The organism is Ruegeria sp. AB11 (assembly GCF_056536325.1).
The window spans coordinates 235,986-255,962 of record NZ_JBQFJO010000001.1 but is presented as its reverse complement, the minus strand read 5'-3'; the positions used below and the strand labels follow the sequence as shown (position 1 = coordinate 255,962).

The following is a 19,977-nucleotide window of genomic DNA, read 5'->3' as shown; positions in this document are numbered from 1 at the left end:
GGCGTTACCGGGCTTGGACCGGCCCGTTCTCTTGCGGTCGGGGTGGCTTGCGGGCAGAGCTTGCAACACGGCTAAACTCCTCCGGGTTCTGAGAGAGAAAAATAGTCAGGCGGCGTCAGGAGCAGGTCAAACCCGATTTTTGCAGCAACTGCAATGACCAAAAGAGCCAACAGAATGCGCAATTGCTCGGCCTTCAAACGTGCGCCGATTTGGGTGCCCAACTGTGCGCCCACCACCCCCCCGATCAATAGAAGAACAGCAAGAAGCACATCGACGCTGTAGTTTGTCGAGGCATGTATCATCGTCGTGAACCCAGCCACAAATATGATCTGAAACAGGGATGTGCCGATCACGACTTTTGTGGGCATACCAAGGATATAGATCATCGCAGGCACCATGATAAACCCGCCGCCAACTCCCATGATCGCTGACAGGATACCAACGCCAAACCCGACCAGTGCGGGTGGGATCACTGAAATATAAAGGCTCGAAGCACGAAAGCGCATTTTGAAGGGTAACGCGTGGACCCATGTCCGTTGCCGGCGCTTGGCGACAGGGGTACTTCCTGACTGCCTTGCGCGACGGATAGCGTTCAGGCTTTCGACAAACATCAAGCTGCCGATCACGCCTAGGAACACGACATAACAAAGCTGAACCGCCAGATCGACCTGGCCGAGATGTTTCAGAAAGTTAAAAACAACCATTCCCAAGGCCGCACCGAGCAGCCCTCCGCCAAGCAGGACGGTGCCCATCTCAAGGTCAATGGTCTTGCGTTTCAGGTGCGCCATCAGCCCAGAGAACGATGAGGCCACAACCTGATTGGCCGATGTGGCCACCGCCACAGCCGGGGGTATGCCGATGAAAAAAAGCATAGGGGTGATCAGGAACCCCCCGCCTACGCCAAACATACCGGACAAAACACCAACCAACCCGCCAATTCCAAGCAGCAGGAAAGGGTTGACCGAAACTTCGGCTATGGGGAGGTATACGTGCATACCCCCTTAGAACGGTTGCGACATACAAAATCAACTCTGTATGCCGCTCTGCAGCAAACAGGACTGCTCCTCAGTCCTGAACTGGCTCTATCAGCGTTCTTTGACGTAGGGTTCACCCCCCGCGCGTGGTGGAATGGCTTTGCCAACAAAGCCTGCAAGAATCACCACGGTCAGAATGTAGGGCAGGGCGTCCATCACCTGGACCGGGATTACGACCCCACCCAGATCGATGTTCTGGAACCGCAGCGCAATCGCCTGCAACAACCCGAACAACAGGCAAGCCCACATCGCGTGCCAAGGGCGCCACTTTGCGAAGATTAGCGCTGCCAATGCGATGAATCCGCGACCTGCTGTCATTTCTTTTACAAATCCGGCTTGCAAGGCTGTCGCCAGATACGCACCGGCAATACCGCAGAGAATGCCGCAGATGGCCACGGCGGCAAATCGCAGACCAACGACCGAGACCCCGGCTGTATCAACCGCCGCAGGATTTTCGCCTACCGCACGCAATCGCAGCCCGAACCTGGTGCGGAACAAGATCCACCAGGTGAGTGGTACGAACAGGAACGCCACATACACGAGGATTGAATGGCCTGACAGCAGCTCGGAATATATCGGGCCGATGAATGGCACACCTTCCAGCGCTTCTGCGAAGGGGAAGTTGATCGGCTCAAACCGGCCGCCGCCAAACAGAGACGGAGTGCGTCCACCCTGTTGAAACCAGCTTTGCGCGATCAGAACCGTCATACCGGACGCGAGGAAATTGATGGCGACACCCGAGATCAGTTGATTGCCCCGAAACGTGATCGAAGCCAGTCCGTGCAATGCTGACAAAACCAGAGAGGCTCCGATCCCAGCCAGAAGCCCTAACCAGACCGAACCCGTTACTGCGGCGATAGCAGCCGAGAAGAAAGCCGCCATAAGCATCTTGCCTTCAAGCCCGATGTCGAAAATGCCGGCGCGTTCGGAATACAAACCCGCCAGACAAGCCAGCAACAGTGGCGTGGCCAGTCGAACTGTAGAATCGAGGACCTGAATGAGGGTAACGAAAAATTCCATCACTCTGCCCCCTTCCGAAAACTCAGGAAGATCTTTTCAAGCGGCATGCGCACCATATTATCGAGCGCACCGGTGAATAGGATGACCAGCGCCTGAATGACCACGATCAGTTCACGTGGGATCGACGTCCACAACGCCAATTCAGCGCCGCCCTGGTACAGAAATCCGAACAGGATCGCAGCAAGGAAAACGCCAAATGGATGGGAACGACCCATAAGAGCCACGGCGATCCCAATAAATCCGGCACCCTCGGTCGAATTGAGGACAAGTCGTTCTGCTTCGCCCATGACATTGTTGATAGCCATCATGCCTGCAAGGGCACCCGAGATCAGCATTGCGATGATCGTGATGCGCACGGGTGAGATACCGGCATAGACGGCTCCCGTTTCCGAATGGCCATAGGCGCGGATTTCGTATCCCAGTCGCGTGCGCCAGATCAGGGCCCAAACCACGATGCAGGCAAGTATCGCTACGAAGAACGAAATATTCGCGGGCGCTCCCCGGAAAACGATGTTTTCAGCGCTTGAGAACATAGACTGGAATGTTGGCAGGTGTACCGCCTCGGGGAACCGCGCGGTCGCCGGGTCTTGCGACCCCTGCGGGCGCATCACATTGACCAGCATGTAGTTCAGGAAGGCAGCGGCGATGAAATTGAACATGATCGTGGTGATAACGATATGGCTGCCCCGCTTGGCTTGCAGATAGGCCGGGATTGCAGCCCAAGCTGCCCCAAAGATCATCGAAGCTGCGCAGGCAGCCAACAATGCAATGGTCCAATGCGGCCATGGGACTGATAGACAGACAATGGCAACGCCCAGTCCACCCAACATGGCCTGCCCCTCACCACCGATATTGAACAGGCGCGCATGAAAGGCGACTGCAACCGCGAGACCGGTGAAGATGAAGTTTGTCGCGTAATAGAGCGTATAACCCCAGCCATAGGTTGAACCCAAGGCCCCTGTGACCATCAGGTTGACCGCCTCGATCGGGTTTTCCCCAATGGCCAGAATAACGATTGCCGAAAGGATTGTGGCCAACAGCAGGCTGATGATCGGGATCAGCACCACATCGGCCCATTTGGGCATTTTTTCCATGGTTCAGGCGGCCTCTCCTGCAACACCGGCCATCAGTAGGCCCAGTTCTTTTTCATCCGTCTCGGCGGGCAGACGCTCGCCCATTATGTGTCCGTCAAACATCACCGCGATACGGTCGGACAGCGAGAAGATCTCTTCCAGTTCGACCGAAACCAGCAGAATCGCCTTACCCTGATCACGCAGGGCAACGATCTGTTTATGAATGAATTCGATGGCTCCGATATCCACACCGCGTGTGGGTTGGCCCACCAGCAGCAGGTCCGGGTTCCGCTCAATCTCGCGCGCGACGACGATTTTCTGCTGGTTGCCACCCGAGAAACTTTTGGCGGTCAGCCAGCCATTGGGCGGGCGAACGTCGAATTTCTCAATCTTGGCTTCGGTGTCGGCGCGCAGTGCGGCATTATCCATGAACAGCCCGCGCTTATACGCAGGATCGCGGTGATAGCCGAAGGCCACATTCTCCCACGCGTAAAAATCCATGATCAAGCCTTCGCGCTGGCGATCCTCGGGCACATGCGCGATGTGTTGCGCGCGCCGTGCCTGACCGTCCGAGCCGGGGCCGTGCAATGGCAGTGGTTCCCCGTTCAATTTGATTGATCCCTGTCCGGGACGCATCCCGCCCAGAACCTCCAACAGTTCCGATTGCCCGTTTCCTGCAACGCCAGCAATCCCCACGATTTCACCTGCGCGAACAGTCAGGTCGATGCCTTTGACGCGCTCGACACCTGCCGAATCGGTGACGCTGAGCTTTTCGATCTCCAGAACCGGTTTGCCCGGTTGCGCGGGCACTTTGTCGACCTGCAGCAGAACCTTGCGGCCCACCATAAGTTCGGCCAGTTCCTGTGGGTTGGTCTCAGCGGTTTTGACTGTCGCGGTCATCTCACCGCGGCGCATCACCGAGACGGTATCAGTATTTTCCATGATCTCGCGCAGCTTGTGCGTGATCACGATGATCGTTTTGCCCTCGGACCGCAGCCGGTCAAGTATGCGGAACAATTGATCCGCCTCGGCGGGGGTCAGCACTCCGGTCGGCTCGTCGAGAATTAGAATTTCTGCCTTGCGATAGAGCGCTTTGAGGATCTCAACCCGCTGCTGCATGCCAACGCCAATTTCGTCGATGCGCTTATCGGGGTCCACGAACAGTTCGTATTCTTCTTCAAGCTCTTTCAGCTCTTTGCGGGCTTTCGCCAATGATGGGGCCAGCAGTCCGCCATCCTCGGCACCCAGAACGATGTTTTCCAGTACGGTGAAGTTTTCGACCAGTTTGAAATGCTGGAAAACCATCCCGATGCCTGCTGCAATCGCAGCCTGACTATCGGGGATGTCGGTCTTGGATCCGTTGATCCAGATCTCACCTTTGTCGGCTTTGTAGAAGCCGTAGAGAATGCTCATCAGCGTGGATTTGCCCGCACCGTTTTCTCCGATGATCCCATGGATCGTTCCGGGGGCTACGCTGATGGAAATGTCTTTGTTGGCCTGAACCGGCCCAAAGGCTTTGGAAATCCCTTTGAGCTCAATGGCGGGGACGGTCATGTCTTGTCCTCAATTGCCGAAAGGACCGCGATCAGTATCGCGGCAGAGTGCATTCGGGGCGAAGTTTGACCCTTCGCCCCGTGTGTTATCAGAACTGCAGTGCCGGGCAGCTGTCGTTCTCATAGTAGCTGACAACCGAAACATTGCCGTCGATGATGTCCTGACGAGCTTTGTCAACCGCAGCTTTCATATCGTCGGAAACCAGCGGCGCGTTGTTCTCGTCCATAGCATAGCCAACGCCATCTTCGGACAGGCCCATGACGAATACGCCGGTTTCGACGTCCTCACCCGCTTTCATCGCTTCATAAACGGCGACGTCAACGCGCTTGAGCATCGAAGTCAGAACTTTACCTGGGTGCAGGTGGTTCTGGTTGCTGTCAACGCCGATCGACAGGATGCCTTCGTCTGCGGCGGTCTGCAGAACACCAACGCCAGTGCCGCCAGCTGCGGCGTAAACCACGTCAGCACCTTGGCTGATTTGTGCTTTGGTTAGCTCAGAGCCTTTTACCGGGTCGTTCCACGCTGCCGGAGTTGTACCAGTCATGTTGGCAACAACATTGATGTCGGGATTCACGGCTTTGGCACCTTGTGCGTATCCGCAACCAAAGTGGCGGATAAGTGGCACGTCCATACCGCCGATGAAGCCGACAGTGCCGGTCTTCGATGCCATCGCTGCCATCATGCCAACTAGGTATGAGCCTTCATGCTCGGCAAAGCCAACCTGACGCAGGTTCGGGGCGTCCAGCCATGTCACGTCAACTACCACAAAGGTTGTGTCAGGGTAGTCAGCTGCAACCGCGGCCAGCGGGTCAGCCATGCCAAAGCCCATGGTGATGATCGGGTTCGAGCCGGCTTCGGCGAAACGACGCAGGGCCTGTTCGCGCTGTGCTTCGGACTGCATCTCAATCTCGCGGTATGTACCGCCCGTTTCTTCCGCCCAGCGAGACGCGCCGTTATGGGCCGCTTCGTTGAATGACTTGTCGAACTTACCGCCCAGATCAAAGATCAGGGCCGGTTCTGCCAGGGCTGCGCCTGCTGTCAGTGCAACCGCAGCGGCTGCGCCCATCAAAGATTTCATAAGGGTCATTTGTTACTCCCGTTGGCTATTATCGGTCCGGGGCTGAATCCCCCGATACCCACTCAGAGCGAGCATACATGTTGTGATGGCGGGAATTGAAGCTGTTTGCAACAGCTTCGGTCAATAGAAATTTGACCATATGGTCTAAAAAAGTGATTAATTGCCGTGAAAACGACATTCCATGACGATTGCGTCGACGTTTGGACCGTTCTCGCGCAGGTAATAGCGCTTGCGTGTGCCGCATGCTTCGTATCCACATGCTTGGTAAAGAGCGATTGCCGCGTCATTGTCCGAGGCAACATCCAGAAACGCCCGCGAAGCCCCAGCCTGATCCGCGTAGGCGTGGAATTCTACCATTATCTTTCGCGCCAATCCCTTCCTTTGGTGATCTGGATGGGTTGCTATCGTCAGTAGTTCCGCTTCGTCGGCAATCACCTGAACCAACGCAAATGATCTTGTGTCCCCAATTGCATGGATGAAGCGATTTGCCAAAAGCTCGGCAAACTCATCTGCAACCCAAGGGCGGCTCTGATGGAACGCGGCGGCATGGATATGAGCCATTTCCTGTGGCGTCATTCGTCAAGCAAGACCGGAGGTACGTCGCGCGAAGGCGCGGCATCTGCAGGGCGAACATATAAAGGTGCGGGTGGAGTGGGCGTCGAGGTCAAACGCCGCGACGCCAATCGAGCAATAGTGCGAACCTGCCGATCAGGCTGATCGCAAAGATATAGTCTGCCCAATGATTCTGCGTCGTGTCGCGCGACCAGTCGCGCTTTTGCTCCATCCGGCATCAAATAAACTTGGTCGCGAGGAGCGGGAATCGCAGGTAAGTCGCCTTTGGGGGCCAACTCGGCCAAGGCATCGAAGCCCGATACACCGACTGCGGGAACGTCCAGACCAAGCGCCAGTCCTCGGGCAGCCGAGACCGAGATTCGAATCCCGGTGAAGTTTCCGGGGCCAACCCCGACACCAATCGCGTCCAGATCTTGCCAGTTGCATCCGTTCTCTTCCAACAACTCTTCCAGTAAAGGCATCAACCTCTCAGCCTGCCCGCGCGACATGGGCTCAACGCAGGACGCAACAATCACACCGTTTTGCAACAAAGCGGCCGCGCAATGCGCGGCCGATGTGTCGAATGCCAGGATGGTTGGATCAGATCGCAACGGGGCGAACCTCGATCACTTCCGGGATGTAATGCCGTAGCAGGTTTTCGATACCCATTTTCAGAGTGATCGTGGAGGATGGACATCCCGCACAGGCCCCTTGCATGTGAAGATAAACAATCCCTTTGTCGAAGCCATGGAATGTTATGTCGCCGCCATCCTGTGCCACGGCAGGTCGCACTCGACTGTCCAATAAGTCTTTGATTTGGTGTACAATTTCAGCGTCTTCGCCGGTATGTTCGGCGTGCCCTGCGCCTGCATCAACGTTTGCGCCCATGACGGGCTGACCGGATTGGTAATGCTCCATTACAGCGCCAAGGATGGCGGGTTTGATGTGATCCCATTGGACATCATCGGATTTTGTCACCGTGACAAAATCATTGCCAAAGAACACTCCTGTCACACCCGCGACGCCAAAGATACGAGTGGCGAGCGGAGATTTCTCGGCCGCCTCAGCGTTTGGAAAATCTGCAGTACCCGCTTCCAGAACCGTTTGACCGGGCAAAAACTTCAGAGTTGCCGGGTTGGGTGTGGATTCAGTTTGGATAAACATGGCGCGGCTCCGTTTAAGGTGTATCTGATATGCGCGTCCGGACGGGGGAAGTCAAGATTTGGAATCGTTCTAAATTGATGCGACAAAGGAAATCGCGTCATCCAATCGGTCGTCACCCCAGAACAATTCATCTTTGGCGATAAAGCTTGGTGCGCCGAAGATGTGCAGAGCCTTGGCCCGAGCGACCTGTTCGAACAGCGCGGATTTGATCTGGGGGCTACCAATCTGTTCCATCACATCTTGCGAAACGCCTGAACTGGCAAGGCATTCCGCCAGAACCTTGAGGTCCGAGATGTCTTGTCCCGCTCCGAATTGTGCAGAATAGACGGCGCGTACAAATGCACCACGTTGATTAGTTGATCCAATTGCCAATGCCAGACGCGCCGCGTGCAGGCTGTTTTGCGGAAAATTTTTGGGCTGCTGAAATGGTAGATCGCGCGCTGCACAAAGCCGTTCCATATCCCGCCACATGTACCGGCCCTTTGCGGGATACAGATTGAACGGCGAGTTGTTCCAACCCTGTTCAGCAAAGATCGGGCCCAGAAGAAATGGGTGCCATTCCACGGCGACTCTCTTTTCTGCGGCCGCCTGTTGGATGCGCATAGCGCTGAGATAGGAATAGGTCGACGCGAAATCGAACCAAAATTGCAATGTTGCTGGCATAATGTGCCTCAGGTGATGGCTTCCAGCTTTTCCTTGCTTAAGTCGCCGGGCACGATAGTGACCGGTATAGGCAGACTGCCAGAGTTCCGGGTTAGCTGGGTTACCAATGGTCCGGGTCCTTTCTTGTCAGTGCCAGCGCCCAGCACCAACACGCCAATTTCAGAGTCGGACTGGACGTGTTCGATGATTTGAGGAACCGGGTCGCCTTCGCGAATGGCCAATTCGGGCTCGACACCCTGCTTGTCACGCATCCATTTGGCGAACACTTCGAAATGCGCGTGAATACGCTCGCGCGCCTCTTCGCGCATCACCTCGGCAACACCGATCCAATGGTTGAATTCATCCGGCGGAATTACCGAAAGAACCGTAACTCCGCCGCCCGTATGGGCCGCGCGCATTGCGGCAAAGCGCATGGCGTTCAGGCATTCACGGCTGTCGTCAAGAACGACTAGGAACTTGCGCATGTTTGTCCTCGTTTGTTTTCGGGATCATGCCCCACAGGATGCGCAGAGGCAACTGAAACGGGCAGGGTGTCGATCAGCGATTGCTTGCAGCCCAATCCCAGTACATCTCGCGTGCGCGACGGGCAATTGGACCCACCTGATACTGGGTGTCATCCAGCGCGGTGATTGGGGTCACTTTGCTCATGTTACCGGTCATGAACACTTCGTCAGCATCTTGAAAGTCCTCAAAGCTCAGCACAGATTCATGCACTTTCACCCCATCGGCGCGCAGATTCTTGATGTGTCGCGCCCGGGTGATGCCGGCAAGGAATGTTCCATTGGGAATCGGGGTGAAAACTTCGCCGTCGCGAACCATGAAAATATTGGCGGTCGCGGTTTCCGCCACGTGCCCCATCGCATCGGCAACCAACGCGTTTGAGAAACCTTTGCTACGCGCCTCCTGCAACATCCGGGCGTTGTTCGGATAGAGGCAGCCCGCTTTGGCGTTAACCACGGCAGATTCCAGAACGGGGCGACGGAAGCGGGTTGTCGTCAGCGTGGCCGAGGCGGATTCGGGGGCCATCGGGATTTCTTCCAGGCAAATGGCGAAGCCAGTGCTGTCTTCCTGGGGGATGATTGCGGTTGGGTCTCCGTCGATGCCCCAATACATAGGACGAATGTAAACTGCAGTATCTGTTGGATAACTTTGTAGTCCCTCCTGAACCAGTTCAACCATCTGTTCCGCAGTCACCGAAGGCGTTAGCATCAGAGCTTCGGCCGAGCGATTGACCCGAGCGCAATGGGCATCCAGATCCGGGGTCATTCCATCAAAGAAGCGGGCGCCGTCAAATACAGACGAGCCAAGCCATGCGCCATGGTCGGCTGCGCGCATGATCGGGGCGTCCCCATCATGCCATTGACCTTCGAAATAGGTGCGGATGTTTTTGCCGACTGCCATTGCGCCCTCCCTCAAGCTTCGGGAAACCTAGGTTGGGGCCGAGGCAAGGTCCAGCAGATTATCCGCGTTACAGAGGCAGCGACTCACGTTTGACCATGGTGCGCAAGGCAAAGTTTGAACGCAGATTTCTGATGCCTTGTATTTTCATCAGTCGGTTTTCTAAGAAGGCGTCAAATGCGTTGAGGTCTTTGGCCACGACGCGCAGCAAGATGTCACGCGAGCCTGTCATGAGATAGCACTCCATCACCTCGTCACACCGCCGAATTGCCTTTTCAAAGGAATCGATGGCGCTGCGATCCTGTTTCTCCAACTCAACAGAGACAAAAATCGTAACACCGAAGCCAAGCCGCTCGGGGTCTACCTGAGCGGCGTACCCGGTGATGATTCCATCTCGTTGCAATCGATCCAAGCGTCGCGCGCAAGGTGTCGGGGACAGCCCAACATGGTCTGCCAGATCGATAACAGTCATGCGGCCATCATTCTGGAGGGCACGGATTATCTTGGAGTCGATGTCATCCATAGTGAAAAGCTCCATCATTTTCGAGTTGGTTGAAGAATACCCCTAAAATACTTCTGCTGGTAGCGATAAATAGGTGAAATTCACTCGTCGACAGATGGCAAACTCCACTGGGTAGCCCGGAGGAGAAGAATGGACATCACCATCATAGACGCGCCAGATTACGAGCGCGTGGTCGAATTCAAGGACAGCGCACTTGGTCTATTGGGCTATATTGCAATTCACTCGACGCAACGCGGTCCTGCTGCTGGCGGTGTGCGGATGCGCCCCTACGGGCATGCCGCTGAGGCATTGAATGATGCCTTGCAATTGGCGCGGGGCATGACCTTTAAGAACGCTGCAGCTGATCTTCCTCTGGGGGGTGGCAAGGCCGTTATTATTGGTGACCCGCACGTCGATAAATCACCCGATCTTCTGCGTGCCTTCGGTCAAGCCGTGCAAAGCCTGAGCGGCCAGTACTGGACCGCAGAAGACATGGGTATGACGCCCGCTGACATGGCCCATATCGGGTCCCGGACTGACTTTGTGGCAGGGCTGGCAGACGGGGAATTTGCGAGCGGTGATCCATCCCCCATCACGGCACGCGGAATATTCAACGCGATCCGGGTGGCTGCGCAGCACCGTTTTGGGCGAACTGATCTGGATGGCCTGACCGTATCGGTTCAGGGGCTTGGTCATGTCGGCGCGCATTTGTGTCAGTTGCTTCATGATGCAGGCGCACGGCTGATCGTCACAGATATCGATGCCCGCCAATCGGCACGCGTTGCTGAACAGTATGCGGCTCAGGCTGTGGCCCCCGATATGATTTATGGTGTTGAGGCTGACATATTTGCCCCCTGCGCCATCGGGGGTATCCTTAACGAAACAAGCATTCCGTTGTTGCAGGTCGGCGCCGTGGCTGGGGGCGCAAACAACCAGTTGGCCAGTGCTCGCGATGCGCGGTTGCTTCACCAGCGCGGCATTCTTTACGCACCCGACTTTGTCGCTAACGGGGGTGGCATCATAAATGTGGCAACAGAAATCCTGCGCGTAGAAGAGCGTGAAGCTTGGGTCGCTGATAGATTAAAGGCGCTTGAGCAGACGATGGATCGCATCCTGACGAGGGCCAAGATCGAAGCGGTCAGCCCACATCAGGTTGCTGAATCTATTGTGCATGAAATGCTGCGCCCCGAGGCCGCATAAGAGGCTGGCGAACAAAAAACGCCACCCGGATTGGGCGGCGTTTCTAGATCGGATTCTGATCATCAGGACTTGCCAGCACCGACCATGCCCACAATCTCGTAGGTTTTTTGCAAGATCGGGGAGGCAAGCGCACGCGCCCGTTCAGCCCCGCGGGCAAGTATCTGGTCGATCTCAGCCTCTTCTCCCATCAGACGTGCCATCTCGGAGGAGATGGGTGACAGCTTCTCAACCGCCAATTCAGCCAGCATCGGCTTGAACTCACCGAATTGTTTGCCACCTACCTCTGCCAAAACCTGCTCGGCAGTCTGATCGCTAAGAGCAGCGAAGATGTTCACCAGATTTCGTGCCTCGGGCCGCTCTTCAAGCCCCTTCACTTCCGAGGGCAGTGCATCCGGGTCAGTCTTGGCCTTGCGGATTTTCTTGGCAATGGCGTCGGCATCGTCAGTCATATTGATCCGCGTCATATCGGACGGGTCAGAGGATGACATCTTACGCGAGCCGTCGCGCAGGTTCATCACGCGCGGCGCTGGGCCACCGATTACCGGTTCGGTCACGGGGAAGAAATCGACGCCGTAGTCATGGTTGAACTTGATTGCGATGTCGCGCGTCAGTTCCAGATGCTGCTTCTGGTCCTCACCGACCGGCACATGGGTCGCGTGATAGACCAGAATGTCCGCAGCCATCAGTGCGGGATAAGCGAACAGACCCAACGACGCGTTTTGCGCATTCTTACCGGCCTTGTCCTTGAATTGCGTCATACGCTGCATCCAACCGATCCGGGCGATGCAGTTGAAGATCCAGGCCAACTGCGTGTGCTCGGGCACCTGGCTCTGATTGAACAGGATGGATTTCTCAGGGTCGAGACCGGCGGCAATGAATCCAGCGCAAACTTCACGAGTCTTCTCACGCAGGCGATCCGGGTCTTGCCAGACAGTAATCGCGTGGAGGTCAACCATGCAGTAGACGGTCTCATACTCCGGCCCCTGCATATCCACGAAACGTTTGAGTGCACCCAGATAGTTACCCAAGTGCAGGTTTCCTGAAGGCTGGATGCCGGAAAACACGCGCGGCGTGAATTGGGTCTCGGTCATCGAAGGAAACTCCTGTCTGGAAAAATCAGCCCCCGTCGCTTACCCATGAGGCAAAGGGACGTCAACAGCCGCGAAAGGCCAGCCCAATGAGCAGTGAGCATTATACACCGCCCGTGAACCCTCTGCCGCCGATCGTGGTGGCATTAGTTCTGTTCATCATGGGGATCGAGCTGGCTTTTATGCTTGGCGGCCGCGGGCTGGTCGGAGGTCTAACTGCGGTTGGATGGCGGCTGGACGCGTTGCAGCAATACACGTTCTCGCCTGATATCTTCGACTGGATGGTGCAGAACGGGCGTTGGCCGTTCGAACATGTGATCCGCTTTGTGACCTATCCCTTTGTCCAGGCCAATTTTACGCAAGCGATATTTGTTTGCGTGTTTGTACTGGCAATGGGGAAAATGGTTGCCGAGGTGTTTGGCAGCATCGCCATGCTGATCATCTTTGTGGTGTCTGGCGTGGGCGGAGCGCTGGCCTATGCCGTTTTGCTGAACCCGCCCTATCCTCTGGTTGGGGGGTTTCCGCCTGTCTACGGGTTGATCGGTGCGTTCACATGGTTGTTGTGGCGTAAGCTTTCACTGGTCGGCGAAAACCAATCCCGCGCTTTCAGCTTGATTGCGGTTCTTATGGGGATTCAGCTGCTGTTCGGCTTGATCTTCGGCGGCACGTCGGATTGGGTTGCCGATCTGGGTGGATTTGCCACCGGGTTCGGCTTGTCTTTCTTTCTGGCTCCGGGCGGTTGGGCGCGCATTCTCAGCAAAACAAGGCGTGATTAGTGCAAATTCAGCCTCGTTTTAGTGCATTTCGGAATTCCGAAAGCCTAAACGCGCCGAAGACGTGGCCCAACAAGAAATAGGCAATTGCTGCGGTAACGATGAGCATCAATAGCGCCAAGTAGCGCCAGCCGGGTATGCCAAACGCCCATCCAAACAAGTGGATCGCAGCAAACAACACAACGCCCATGCCCGCCGAGGCGGCCACGATCCGCCAGATTCTCTGTTTGAATCGGTCGTCAAACCGTGCCTCGTCCCCCATCCTCCGCGCGCCGATTGCCAGCAAAGCTACCATCGCCCAACCAGCGGTCGAGGCTGCGATCGCGGGCGCAATCCAACCGGCGACGGGGTACAGGCCAAAGGCAAGCCCGGCATTCACCGCCATCGCAAACACGGCGTATCTAAACGGTGATTTTGTATCCTCGCGGGCGAAGAACAGCGGCTGTAACAGTTTTTGCAACATGAACGCAGGTAACCCGATGCCATAGATAGCGACGGCAAGAGCGGTCGCTGCCGTATCCTCGGCGCTGAACTGGCCGCGTTGGAACAGAACCGAGACCAATGGGCCAGGAATGATGAGAAAGGCAACCGTTGAGGGTAGCGTCAAAAGCAATGTGAATTCACCGGCCCGAGAAAACGCGTTGCGGGCGCCGTCTTTGTCATCTGCGCGCAAACGGCGCGATAGGTCAGGCAATAAAACGATGCCAACTGCGATTCCGACCACTCCCAAAGGCAGCTGATACAAACGATCCGCTGCAAATAACCAACTGATGGCTTTTTCGGTTTTGGAAGCTACAAGCTGCCCCACTACCAAATTGACCTGCGTCACCCCCATGGCCAGCGCCGCTGGCACAGCGATCCGCACCATACGCCGCATTTCTGGGCTAAGCGTCGGCCAACCCGGCCGTATACAAATACCGGCGCGCTCAGTCGCAACCCAGACCAGAGCAAGCTGTGCGACACCAGCGACTGGGATGACTGCGATCAGCCAGCGGATCACGTCCCCTCCTGACATGGCTCCAAAGATCAATGCGAAACAGGCGAAGATGTTCAGCAACACTGGTGCTGCAGCGGCGGCCGCAAATCGGCCGGTCGCGTTTAAAACACCGGAAAACAACGCGGAAAGAGACATGAATAGAATGTAGGGGAACACGACGTATCCATAGTCCACTGCCAGATCAAAGCGCTCGTCTCCGTAAAAACCTTCAGCGGTAATCCAGACCAAGCCGGGCATAAAAACCATCGCCAACCCGACCAAGGCCAGCACAGCCACCGCCAACAGATTGAATGCGTCCTGCGCAAAGCCTTCTGCGTTCTCATCGCCCTCCAGGCGTTTCGAGAACATTGGCACAAAGGCTGCATTAAATGCCCCTTCAGCAAAGAAGCGGCGGAACATGTTGGGCAGGCGGAACGCTGCGACAAAGGCATCCATAACCGGGCCCGGGCCGATTAAGGCGGTCAGCAGAATCTCCCTCAGGAAACCCAGAATACGGCTGGCGAGGGTCCAGAAGCCAACGGTGAAAAAGCCCGAGATCAGGCGGATCGGCTTCATGAGGCGGCCCGCTCCGCACCTTCGGCAATGGCATTACGAAGCTTGGCCTCCAAGCCACGCTGCTTGGCCTCAGAATGGTATTTCAGACCAAACATATCCTTGACGTAGAATGTATCAACCACCTGTTCGCCATAGGTCGCGATCACCGCATTCGCGATGTAAACATTGGCTGCCGCCAATGTTCGGGCCAGATCATAAAGCAGGCCGGGCCGATCACGCGTGTCGACCTCGATGATCGTGTAGATTTCCGAGCCTTCATTGTCGAAGGTGACGTGTGTTGGGACGTTGAAGGCGCGCTCACGTTTTTTGATCTTGTCGCGTGACTTTAGGGCGTCCCTTGCCACCACTTCACCCTTCAGCGTCTTGTGGATCATCTGGGTCAGACGCGGAAGGCGAGATGCTTCGAACGGATGGCCTTCGGCGTCCTGTATCCAGAATGCGTCCGTCACATAACCGTCTTTTGTCGTATAGCTGCGTGCATCCACAACGTTGGCCCCAACCAGAGCCAGCGCCCCGGCAATCCGAGAAAAGATACCCGGGTGGTCGCCCATGGCAAAGCAAGCGCGGGTCGCGTCGCGATCTTCATCCGGATGCAATCGGATCTCGACCGCCGCGGGGTCACCGCTGTCTTCGAGAGATTTCAGCATCTCCGCAAATTCGACATGGGTCGCAAGGTTCAACCCTTGCCAATAAGGATCGTAGTGTCGCCCGGTTTCAGTCTTCAGATCGGATTTGGACCAGTTTTCCAACACGGCGCGCAACTGCTTTTTTGCCTCTGCGCCACGGTTGGCACGATTGAGAACCTCCATGCCGGATTCCAGCGCGCGCTTGGTGTCTGCGTGCAAGGCGCGCAGCAGTGTGGCTTTCCAGTTGTTCCAGGTATTCGGCCCGACACCGCGAATGTCACAGACCGTCAGCACCGTAAGCAAATCCAATCGCTTTACTGTTTCAACCGCTTTGGCGAAGTCGCGGATGGTGCGTGGATCAGAAATATCGCGCTTTTGTGCCATATCGGACATCAACAGATGGTATCGCACCAGCCATTCCACGGTTTCGGAATCTGCCTTATTCAGTCCGAGACGCGGCGCCACCTTGCGAGCGATTTGAGCGCCAAGGATCGAGTGATCTTCAGGCCGCCCCTTCCCGATATCGTGCAAAAGCAAGGCAACGTATAAGACCTTGCGATTGACACTTCGCTCAAGGATCGAGGACGCCAGCGGCAGCTCTTCGATTAGCTCTCCGCGTTCGATCTGGGCCAGATTTACGATGCACTGGATCGTGTGTTCGTCCACCGTATAGCTGTGATACATATTGAACTGCATCATCGCTACGATGTGTTCGAACTCGGGCAGGAAGGCCGACAGTACACCCAACTCGTTCATTCGGCGCAGGGCCCGTTCGGGGTTGCCGTGTTTCAGCATCAGATCAAGGAAAATGCGCCGCGCCTCTTTGTTGTTGCGCATGTCTTCGTCGATCAGGTTCAGGTTTGCCGTAACCAAACGCATGGCGTCAGGGTGGATCAACATGCCTGTGCGCAGGCCTTCCTCAAACAGCCGCAGCAGATTGACTTTGTCTGACAGGAATTTGTCGGGGTCCGCGATATCCAGACGGCCATGAACAACCCTGTACCCGGCCTTGATCTGACGCCGACGGCGAAAAATGCGTTCTAGTAACGGCGCGCCCTTCATATGGGCCGCCTCCAGCTTTGTCAGGAATATGCGGGTCAACTCGCCCACACGTGTCGCCTCGCGGAAGTACCGCTGCATGAATACTTCGACGGCCCGCCGACCCGCGCGGTCTTCGTAGCCCATGCGATCCGCCACCTCGACCTGCAGATCGAAAGTCAGCTGCTCTGTCGCGCGACCGGTCACCAGATGCAGATGCGACCGGACAGCCCAAAGGAATTCTTCGGCCTGAACGAATTCACCGAACTCTTCCGGTGTGAACAAACCCATCGGGACCAGTTCGGCAACATCTTTCACGCTGTAGATATATTTTGCGATCCAGTAGAGCGATTGCAGGTCGCGCAGGCCGCCTTTGCCTTCTTTGACATTAGGCTCAACCATATAGCGCTCACCTTGTTTCAGGTGCCGCTCATCCCGTTCTTTCAGCTTGGCTTCGATAAATTCCCGCTCAGTACCCTTGAACAGCTCGCTTTTCAGATATTCCTCAAGCTCTTGCGCAAGCGTCTGATCCCCGACGAGATAACGCTGCTCTAGCATGGCGGTGCGAATGGTGAAATCATCTGCACCCAAGCGCAAACAGTCTTTGATCGTACGCGAAGAATGCCCGACCTTCAGTCGCAAATCCCAGAGGATGTAGAGCATGGATTCGATCACGCTCTCGGCCCAGGCGGTGATTTTGTAGGGCGTCAGAAACAGCAGGTCCACGTCAGAGGAGGGAGCCATTTCACCCCGGCCATAGCCGCCGACCGCCAATACGGCGATTTTTTCCCCACGAGTAGGATTGGCGAGCGGGTGCAAATGCTCGGTTGCGACCCGCATTGCGGTCCGCACCATCTGATCCGTCAGATAGGTATAGGAATGTGTCAGAGGGTGTGCATCGAATGGGCGCTGTGAAAATGAATCGGAAATCGCCTTGCGCCCAGCCTTTTGGGCGTCTCGCAGAATACGCACTGTTTCTGCGCGCAACGCTGCGTTGTCCGAGCTGTTCTTAATTGCATCGGACAATCTGGCATCGACGGAAACGCTGTCAAAAATCTCGTCGGCTGAACAGATCAGGTCGTCTTTAGACGCGGTGGCCAGCGCCAGTCGCTCAGAATCCGGCGCCAGAGAAGCTTTGTGGGGCAGGGTCAATCACAACCACCTGTTTGTTCTGGATCGTGGCAACCGCCAGACCGCGTTCATTCGTACCGTTAGGTCGCAGGCGGAAGATACCACCTACACCCTGAAATCCGGCGTTTTGGGTCAGAGCCGCCCCAGTCAGGGCATCGGATTTGCCTTGGCTCACCAACGCGCCAATGGCGGCAATCCCATCGTAGGCAAGCCCGCTGATCGGGTGCGGTGCTTCGCCATAGGTATTATTGTACCGCTGGCGATAGACCTGTGCCTTTGCAGGATCAGGTAGCGCGAACCATCCGCCTTGGACACCTGGTAATTCCAACGTCTGTGCCGGGATGTCCCAGCGCGTCAGGCCGATATATTGCGTTGTTGCCGGTGAAACGCCTGCCTCTGGTAGCAATTGGCTGTAGAGGGGCAGTGCGCCCGCCGTCGTTGCAGTCAAGAAGATCGAATCCGCGCCAGTTGAGTCGACTGTCGCCTTGATGGTCGGAACCGAATCGATCACTCCCTGCTGAGACCGGTCATATCCAACGGTACCCGCATTATTGACGCGGCTGTTGCTGAGCGCGGTGGCAATGGCAGACCGGCCCAACTGGCCTGCCGAGTCATTGCTATGCACTATGACAGTATTGTTCTTGCCCTGCTGTCCGGCGTAGTTCACGAGCCTGTTGGCCGTGTTTTGGAATGTAGGCCCGAGCACATAAACATTGCCGCCCGCAATGCTGGTGTTGTTCGAGAAGGACAGCACGTTGACGTTGTTGTTTAGAACAGCAAGGCCCGCCGCATTGGCCGCCTGCGCATATACTGGACCAAGAATGATCTTAGCCCCATCCGCAACGGCTTGCTGTGCGACACTTGATGCTGTTCCTGCATTTCCAGCAGTGTCATATACCCGCAGGTCAATCTTGACGTTTGGCAAATCCGCGATCGCCAGACGTGCGGCATTCTCAAGGCTTCGCGCAAGGGCGGCATCACCAGATTGAGGCGATCCGCTTGGCACCAGAAGCGCAACCGGGACCGGGTCTGAGGCGTTGATCGAAGGACCTCCACCCAAGCCTCCGGCATCACAAGCAGCGAGGAATGCGGCCGTAGCCAGAGCGATGGCGGATTTCGCCAGTTTGCGTGCGGGCTTGCAAACGGTAAACATCTAAAAGAAAACTCCCTGATCCGGCGTCTGAGGGCACCTTGGTCTATTGATCCGCGATAATAAACGTCACGCTGTGAGGGTCCAGCTTTGAATTTCCAAAAGATCAGATTGGCCGCAGGGCTGTATTTTATCGCCACTCCAATCGGGACAGCGCGCGACATTACGCTCAGGGCTTTGGATGTGCTGGCCTCGGCAGACATGATCGCTGCCGAGGATACCCGTAGCCTGCGTCGGTTGATGGAAATTCATGGCGTGCCGCTCGAGGGGCGTCGTATTTTGGCCTATCACGATCACAGCGGAGCTGGCGCACGTGGCAAGATCCTTGAAGCGCTCGCGCAGGGGCAATCGGTTGCCTATGCATCCGAGGCCGGAATGCCCCTGATTGCCGATCCCGGTTATGATCTGGGGCGTCAAGCAGCCGAGGCCGGGCATAACGTGACCTGTGCACCGGGCCCGTCTGCCGTATTGACCGCACTGACATTGGCCGGTCTACCGACCGACGCCTTTTTCTTTGCCGGTTTCCTGCCCAATGCTTCTGGCGCGCGGCGTTCGCGAATCGAGGCGCTGCGTAGTGTCCCCGGAACGCTGGTTTTCTACGAATCGCCGAAGCGTGTGGCGGGTTGTCTCGCGGATCTGGCCGCAGTGCTGGGTGGTGAGCGCCAGGCGGCGCTTTGCCGTGAACTGACGAAAAAGTTTGAAGAGACCCGAAGAGGGACGTTGGCGGATCTTGCGTCCGAGTATCAGGATGCATCCGTCAAGGGCGAAGTTGTCTTGCTTGTAGATCGCGCCCATTCGCAATCTGTTAAGGAAACCGACGTAGAAGAGGCCTTGAGAAGAGCCTTGGAAACGCATTCGGTACGGGATGCAGCAGATCTGGTATCAGAGATGTTCAGCCTGCCGCGCCGACCGATTTATCAGAAGGCCCTGAAACTGGGAAAAGGATGAAAGCATGCGGCGATCTGTTCGGGGTTCGGTTTCATATCACGCCGGACGTTCAGCAGAGTTTAGCGTTGCTACTGAATACCAGCGCCGAGGGTATTCAATCGCACATCGCAGATGGCGCGGCGCAGGTGGCGAGATTGATTTGATTGCGCGCAATGCGGAGGGGTTGGTCTTCGTTGAGGTCAAGAAAAGCCGCAGTTTTGAAGCCGCCGCCGCTCGCATCAACCGTCGACAGATGGATCGAATTTGTGCATCTGCTGCGCAGTATCTTGAACAGGAACCCGGCGGGCAGTTGACAAACACGCGTTTTGACGCCGCTTTGGTGGATGATACCGGAACTGTTCAAATCATCGAAAACGCCTTCGGTATGAACTGATCACCATTGAACCCGTCGAGTCTCTGCGCCATGTATCAGGCGAGGAATTGAGGGATAGAC

At 56.3% G+C, this 19,977-nt stretch carries 20 protein-coding genes; 4 read left to right on the top strand and 16 right to left on the bottom strand.

The genetic code is table 11. From position 1 onward, the window contains the following. Positions 1–71 precede the first annotated feature (71 nt). From ACR3EJ_RS01335 to ACR3EJ_RS01280, 12 genes are all read right to left on the bottom strand, one after another. Positions 72–995 (bottom strand): sulfite exporter TauE/SafE family protein, encoded by a 924-nt coding sequence (locus tag ACR3EJ_RS01335; protein WP_170544555.1) that lies wholly within the window; start codon positions 993–995, stop codon positions 72–74. A 90-nt stretch (positions 996–1,085) separates the two neighbouring features. Then, positions 1,086–2,054: an ABC transporter permease gene (locus ACR3EJ_RS01330; protein WP_010442853.1), complete on the bottom strand. Its 969-nt coding sequence runs from the start codon at positions 2,052–2,054 to the stop codon at positions 1,086–1,088. Further along, positions 2,054–3,148, bottom strand: a complete 1,095-nt coding sequence (locus ACR3EJ_RS01325) for an ABC transporter permease (RefSeq protein ID WP_170544552.1) — start codon at positions 3,146–3,148, stop codon at positions 2,054–2,056. Before ACR3EJ_RS01325 ends, ACR3EJ_RS01330 begins: the two co-directional genes overlap by 1 nt. A gap of 3 nt (positions 3,149–3,151) precedes the next feature. Beyond that, a complete protein-coding gene (locus ACR3EJ_RS01320) occupies positions 3,152–4,681 on the bottom strand; it encodes an ABC transporter ATP-binding protein (RefSeq protein ID WP_170474311.1) in 1,530 nt (509 codons plus the stop codon). An 88-nt stretch (positions 4,682–4,769) separates the two neighbouring features. After that, entirely contained in the window at positions 4,770–5,768 is a 999-nt protein-coding gene (locus tag ACR3EJ_RS01315) for a BMP family lipoprotein (RefSeq protein WP_010442856.1), read from the bottom strand. A 147-nt stretch (positions 5,769–5,915) separates the two neighbouring features. Continuing rightward, positions 5,916–6,320 (bottom strand): GNAT family N-acetyltransferase, encoded by a 405-nt coding sequence (locus tag ACR3EJ_RS01310; protein WP_170544549.1) that lies wholly within the window; start codon positions 6,318–6,320, stop codon positions 5,916–5,918. Positions 6,321–6,331: 11 nt separating this feature from the next. Continuing rightward, positions 6,332–6,922 carry a tRNA (adenosine(37)-N6)-threonylcarbamoyltransferase complex dimerization subunit type 1 TsaB gene (tsaB, locus tag ACR3EJ_RS01305; RefSeq protein WP_170544546.1) on the bottom strand — a complete coding sequence of 197 codons (591 nt, stop codon included), beginning with the start codon at positions 6,920–6,922 and terminating at the stop codon, positions 6,332–6,334. Then, positions 6,912–7,475, bottom strand: coding sequence for a NifU family protein (locus ACR3EJ_RS01300; protein WP_170474317.1), 564 nt, complete (start codon positions 7,473–7,475; stop codon positions 6,912–6,914). Before ACR3EJ_RS01300 ends, tsaB begins: the two co-directional genes overlap by 11 nt. Positions 7,476–7,544: 69 nt before the next feature. Further along, positions 7,545–8,138: a 2-hydroxychromene-2-carboxylate isomerase gene (locus ACR3EJ_RS01295; RefSeq protein ID WP_170544543.1), complete on the bottom strand. Its 594-nt coding sequence runs from the start codon at positions 8,136–8,138 to the stop codon at positions 7,545–7,547. An 8-nt stretch (positions 8,139–8,146) separates the two neighbouring features. Beyond that, positions 8,147–8,602, bottom strand: coding sequence for a universal stress protein (locus tag ACR3EJ_RS01290; RefSeq protein ID WP_010442861.1), 456 nt, complete (start codon positions 8,600–8,602; stop codon positions 8,147–8,149). Positions 8,603–8,675: 73 nt separating this feature from the next. After that, entirely contained in the window at positions 8,676–9,539 is an 864-nt protein-coding gene (locus ACR3EJ_RS01285; RefSeq protein ID WP_170544540.1) for a branched-chain amino acid aminotransferase, read from the bottom strand. Between the two features lie 67 nt (positions 9,540–9,606). Continuing rightward, positions 9,607–10,059 carry an Lrp/AsnC family transcriptional regulator gene (locus ACR3EJ_RS01280; RefSeq protein WP_170544537.1) on the bottom strand — a complete coding sequence of 151 codons (453 nt, stop codon included), beginning with the start codon at positions 10,057–10,059 and terminating at the stop codon, positions 9,607–9,609. Positions 10,060–10,188: 129 nt separating this feature from the next. On the opposite strand from ACR3EJ_RS01280, the gene ACR3EJ_RS01275 reads away from it, so the two are divergent. Next, positions 10,189–11,238 (top strand): Glu/Leu/Phe/Val dehydrogenase dimerization domain-containing protein, encoded by a 1,050-nt coding sequence (locus ACR3EJ_RS01275; protein ID WP_170703455.1) that lies wholly within the window; start codon positions 10,189–10,191, stop codon positions 11,236–11,238. A gap of 62 nt (positions 11,239–11,300) precedes the next feature. Here the strand turns inward: ACR3EJ_RS01275 and trpS are convergent, their stop codons facing one another. Beyond that, positions 11,301–12,329, bottom strand: coding sequence for a tryptophan--tRNA ligase (gene trpS / locus ACR3EJ_RS01270; protein ID WP_170544532.1), 1,029 nt, complete (start codon positions 12,327–12,329; stop codon positions 11,301–11,303). Between the two features lie 86 nt (positions 12,330–12,415). On the opposite strand from trpS, the gene ACR3EJ_RS01265 reads away from it, so the two are divergent. Further along, on the top strand, positions 12,416–13,102 hold the full coding sequence (locus tag ACR3EJ_RS01265; protein WP_170544529.1) for a rhomboid family intramembrane serine protease: 687 nt from the start codon (positions 12,416–12,418) through the stop codon (positions 13,100–13,102). A 7-nt stretch (positions 13,103–13,109) separates the two neighbouring features. On the opposite strand, the gene murJ is transcribed toward ACR3EJ_RS01265, so the two are convergent. From murJ to ACR3EJ_RS01250, 3 genes are read right to left on the bottom strand one after another with little or no spacing between them, the layout of a single operon-like run. After that, complete coding sequence (murJ, locus tag ACR3EJ_RS01260) at positions 13,110–14,651, bottom strand: murein biosynthesis integral membrane protein MurJ (RefSeq protein ID WP_170544526.1); 1,542 nt, start codon at positions 14,649–14,651, stop codon at positions 13,110–13,112. Further along, positions 14,648–17,467, bottom strand: coding sequence for a [protein-PII] uridylyltransferase (locus tag ACR3EJ_RS01255; protein WP_170544523.1), 2,820 nt, complete (start codon positions 17,465–17,467; stop codon positions 14,648–14,650). Before ACR3EJ_RS01255 ends, murJ begins: the two co-directional genes overlap by 4 nt. Continuing rightward, positions 17,427–18,599: a penicillin-binding protein activator gene (locus ACR3EJ_RS01250; protein ID WP_170544520.1), complete on the bottom strand. Its 1,173-nt coding sequence runs from the start codon at positions 18,597–18,599 to the stop codon at positions 17,427–17,429. Before ACR3EJ_RS01250 ends, ACR3EJ_RS01255 begins: the two co-directional genes overlap by 41 nt. Positions 18,600–18,686: 87 nt before the next feature. Here ACR3EJ_RS01250 and rsmI point away from each other — a divergent pair, with 87 nt between their 5' ends. Together rsmI and ACR3EJ_RS01240 are read left to right on the top strand one after the other, a co-directional pair. Then, a complete protein-coding gene (rsmI, locus tag ACR3EJ_RS01245; protein WP_170544517.1) occupies positions 18,687–19,544 on the top strand; it encodes a 16S rRNA (cytidine(1402)-2'-O)-methyltransferase in 858 nt (285 codons plus the stop codon). A 4-nt stretch (positions 19,545–19,548) separates the two neighbouring features. Beyond that, positions 19,549–19,917, top strand: a complete 369-nt coding sequence (locus tag ACR3EJ_RS01240; protein WP_170544515.1) for a YraN family protein — start codon at positions 19,549–19,551, stop codon at positions 19,915–19,917. The last annotated feature ends 60 nt before the right edge of the window (positions 19,918–19,977 follow it).

Bases quoted from the DNA above. Each gene is read 5' to 3' on its own strand.
- ACR3EJ_RS01275 (WP_170703455.1), top strand. From the start codon at position 10,189: ATGGACATCACCATCATAGACGCGCCAGATTACGAGCGCGTGGTCGAA.
- ACR3EJ_RS01250 (WP_170544520.1), bottom strand. From the start codon at position 18,599: ATGTTTACCGTTTGCAAGCCCGCACGCAAACTGGCGAAATCCGCCATC.
- ACR3EJ_RS01240 (WP_170544515.1), top strand. From the start codon at position 19,549: ATGCGGCGATCTGTTCGGGGTTCGGTTTCATATCACGCCGGACGTTCA.
- trpS (WP_170544532.1), bottom strand. From the start codon at position 12,329: ATGACCGAGACCCAATTCACGCCGCGCGTGTTTTCCGGCATCCAGCCT.
- ACR3EJ_RS01320 (WP_170474311.1), bottom strand. From the start codon at position 4,681: ATGACCGTCCCCGCCATTGAGCTCAAAGGGATTTCCAAAGCCTTTGGG.
- ACR3EJ_RS01280 (WP_170544537.1), bottom strand. From the start codon at position 10,059: ATGGATGACATCGACTCCAAGATAATCCGTGCCCTCCAGAATGATGGC.
- ACR3EJ_RS01335 (WP_170544555.1), bottom strand. From the start codon at position 995: ATGCACGTATACCTCCCCATAGCCGAAGTTTCGGTCAACCCTTTCCTG.
- ACR3EJ_RS01265 (WP_170544529.1), top strand. From the start codon at position 12,416: ATGAGCAGTGAGCATTATACACCGCCCGTGAACCCTCTGCCGCCGATC.
- ACR3EJ_RS01300 (WP_170474317.1), bottom strand. From the start codon at position 7,475: ATGTTTATCCAAACTGAATCCACACCCAACCCGGCAACTCTGAAGTTT.
- ACR3EJ_RS01295 (WP_170544543.1), bottom strand. From the start codon at position 8,138: ATGCCAGCAACATTGCAATTTTGGTTCGATTTCGCGTCGACCTATTCC.
- ACR3EJ_RS01285 (WP_170544540.1), bottom strand. From the start codon at position 9,539: ATGGCAGTCGGCAAAAACATCCGCACCTATTTCGAAGGTCAATGGCAT.
- ACR3EJ_RS01330 (WP_010442853.1), bottom strand. From the start codon at position 2,054: ATGGAATTTTTCGTTACCCTCATTCAGGTCCTCGATTCTACAGTTCGA.
- ACR3EJ_RS01315 (WP_010442856.1), bottom strand. From the start codon at position 5,768: ATGACCCTTATGAAATCTTTGATGGGCGCAGCCGCTGCGGTTGCACTG.
- ACR3EJ_RS01325 (WP_170544552.1), bottom strand. From the start codon at position 3,148: ATGGAAAAAATGCCCAAATGGGCCGATGTGGTGCTGATCCCGATCATC.
- ACR3EJ_RS01290 (WP_010442861.1), bottom strand. From the start codon at position 8,602: ATGCGCAAGTTCCTAGTCGTTCTTGACGACAGCCGTGAATGCCTGAAC.
- ACR3EJ_RS01310 (WP_170544549.1), bottom strand. From the start codon at position 6,320: ATGGCTCATATCCATGCCGCCGCGTTCCATCAGAGCCGCCCTTGGGTT.
- murJ (WP_170544526.1), bottom strand. From the start codon at position 14,651: ATGAAGCCGATCCGCCTGATCTCGGGCTTTTTCACCGTTGGCTTCTGG.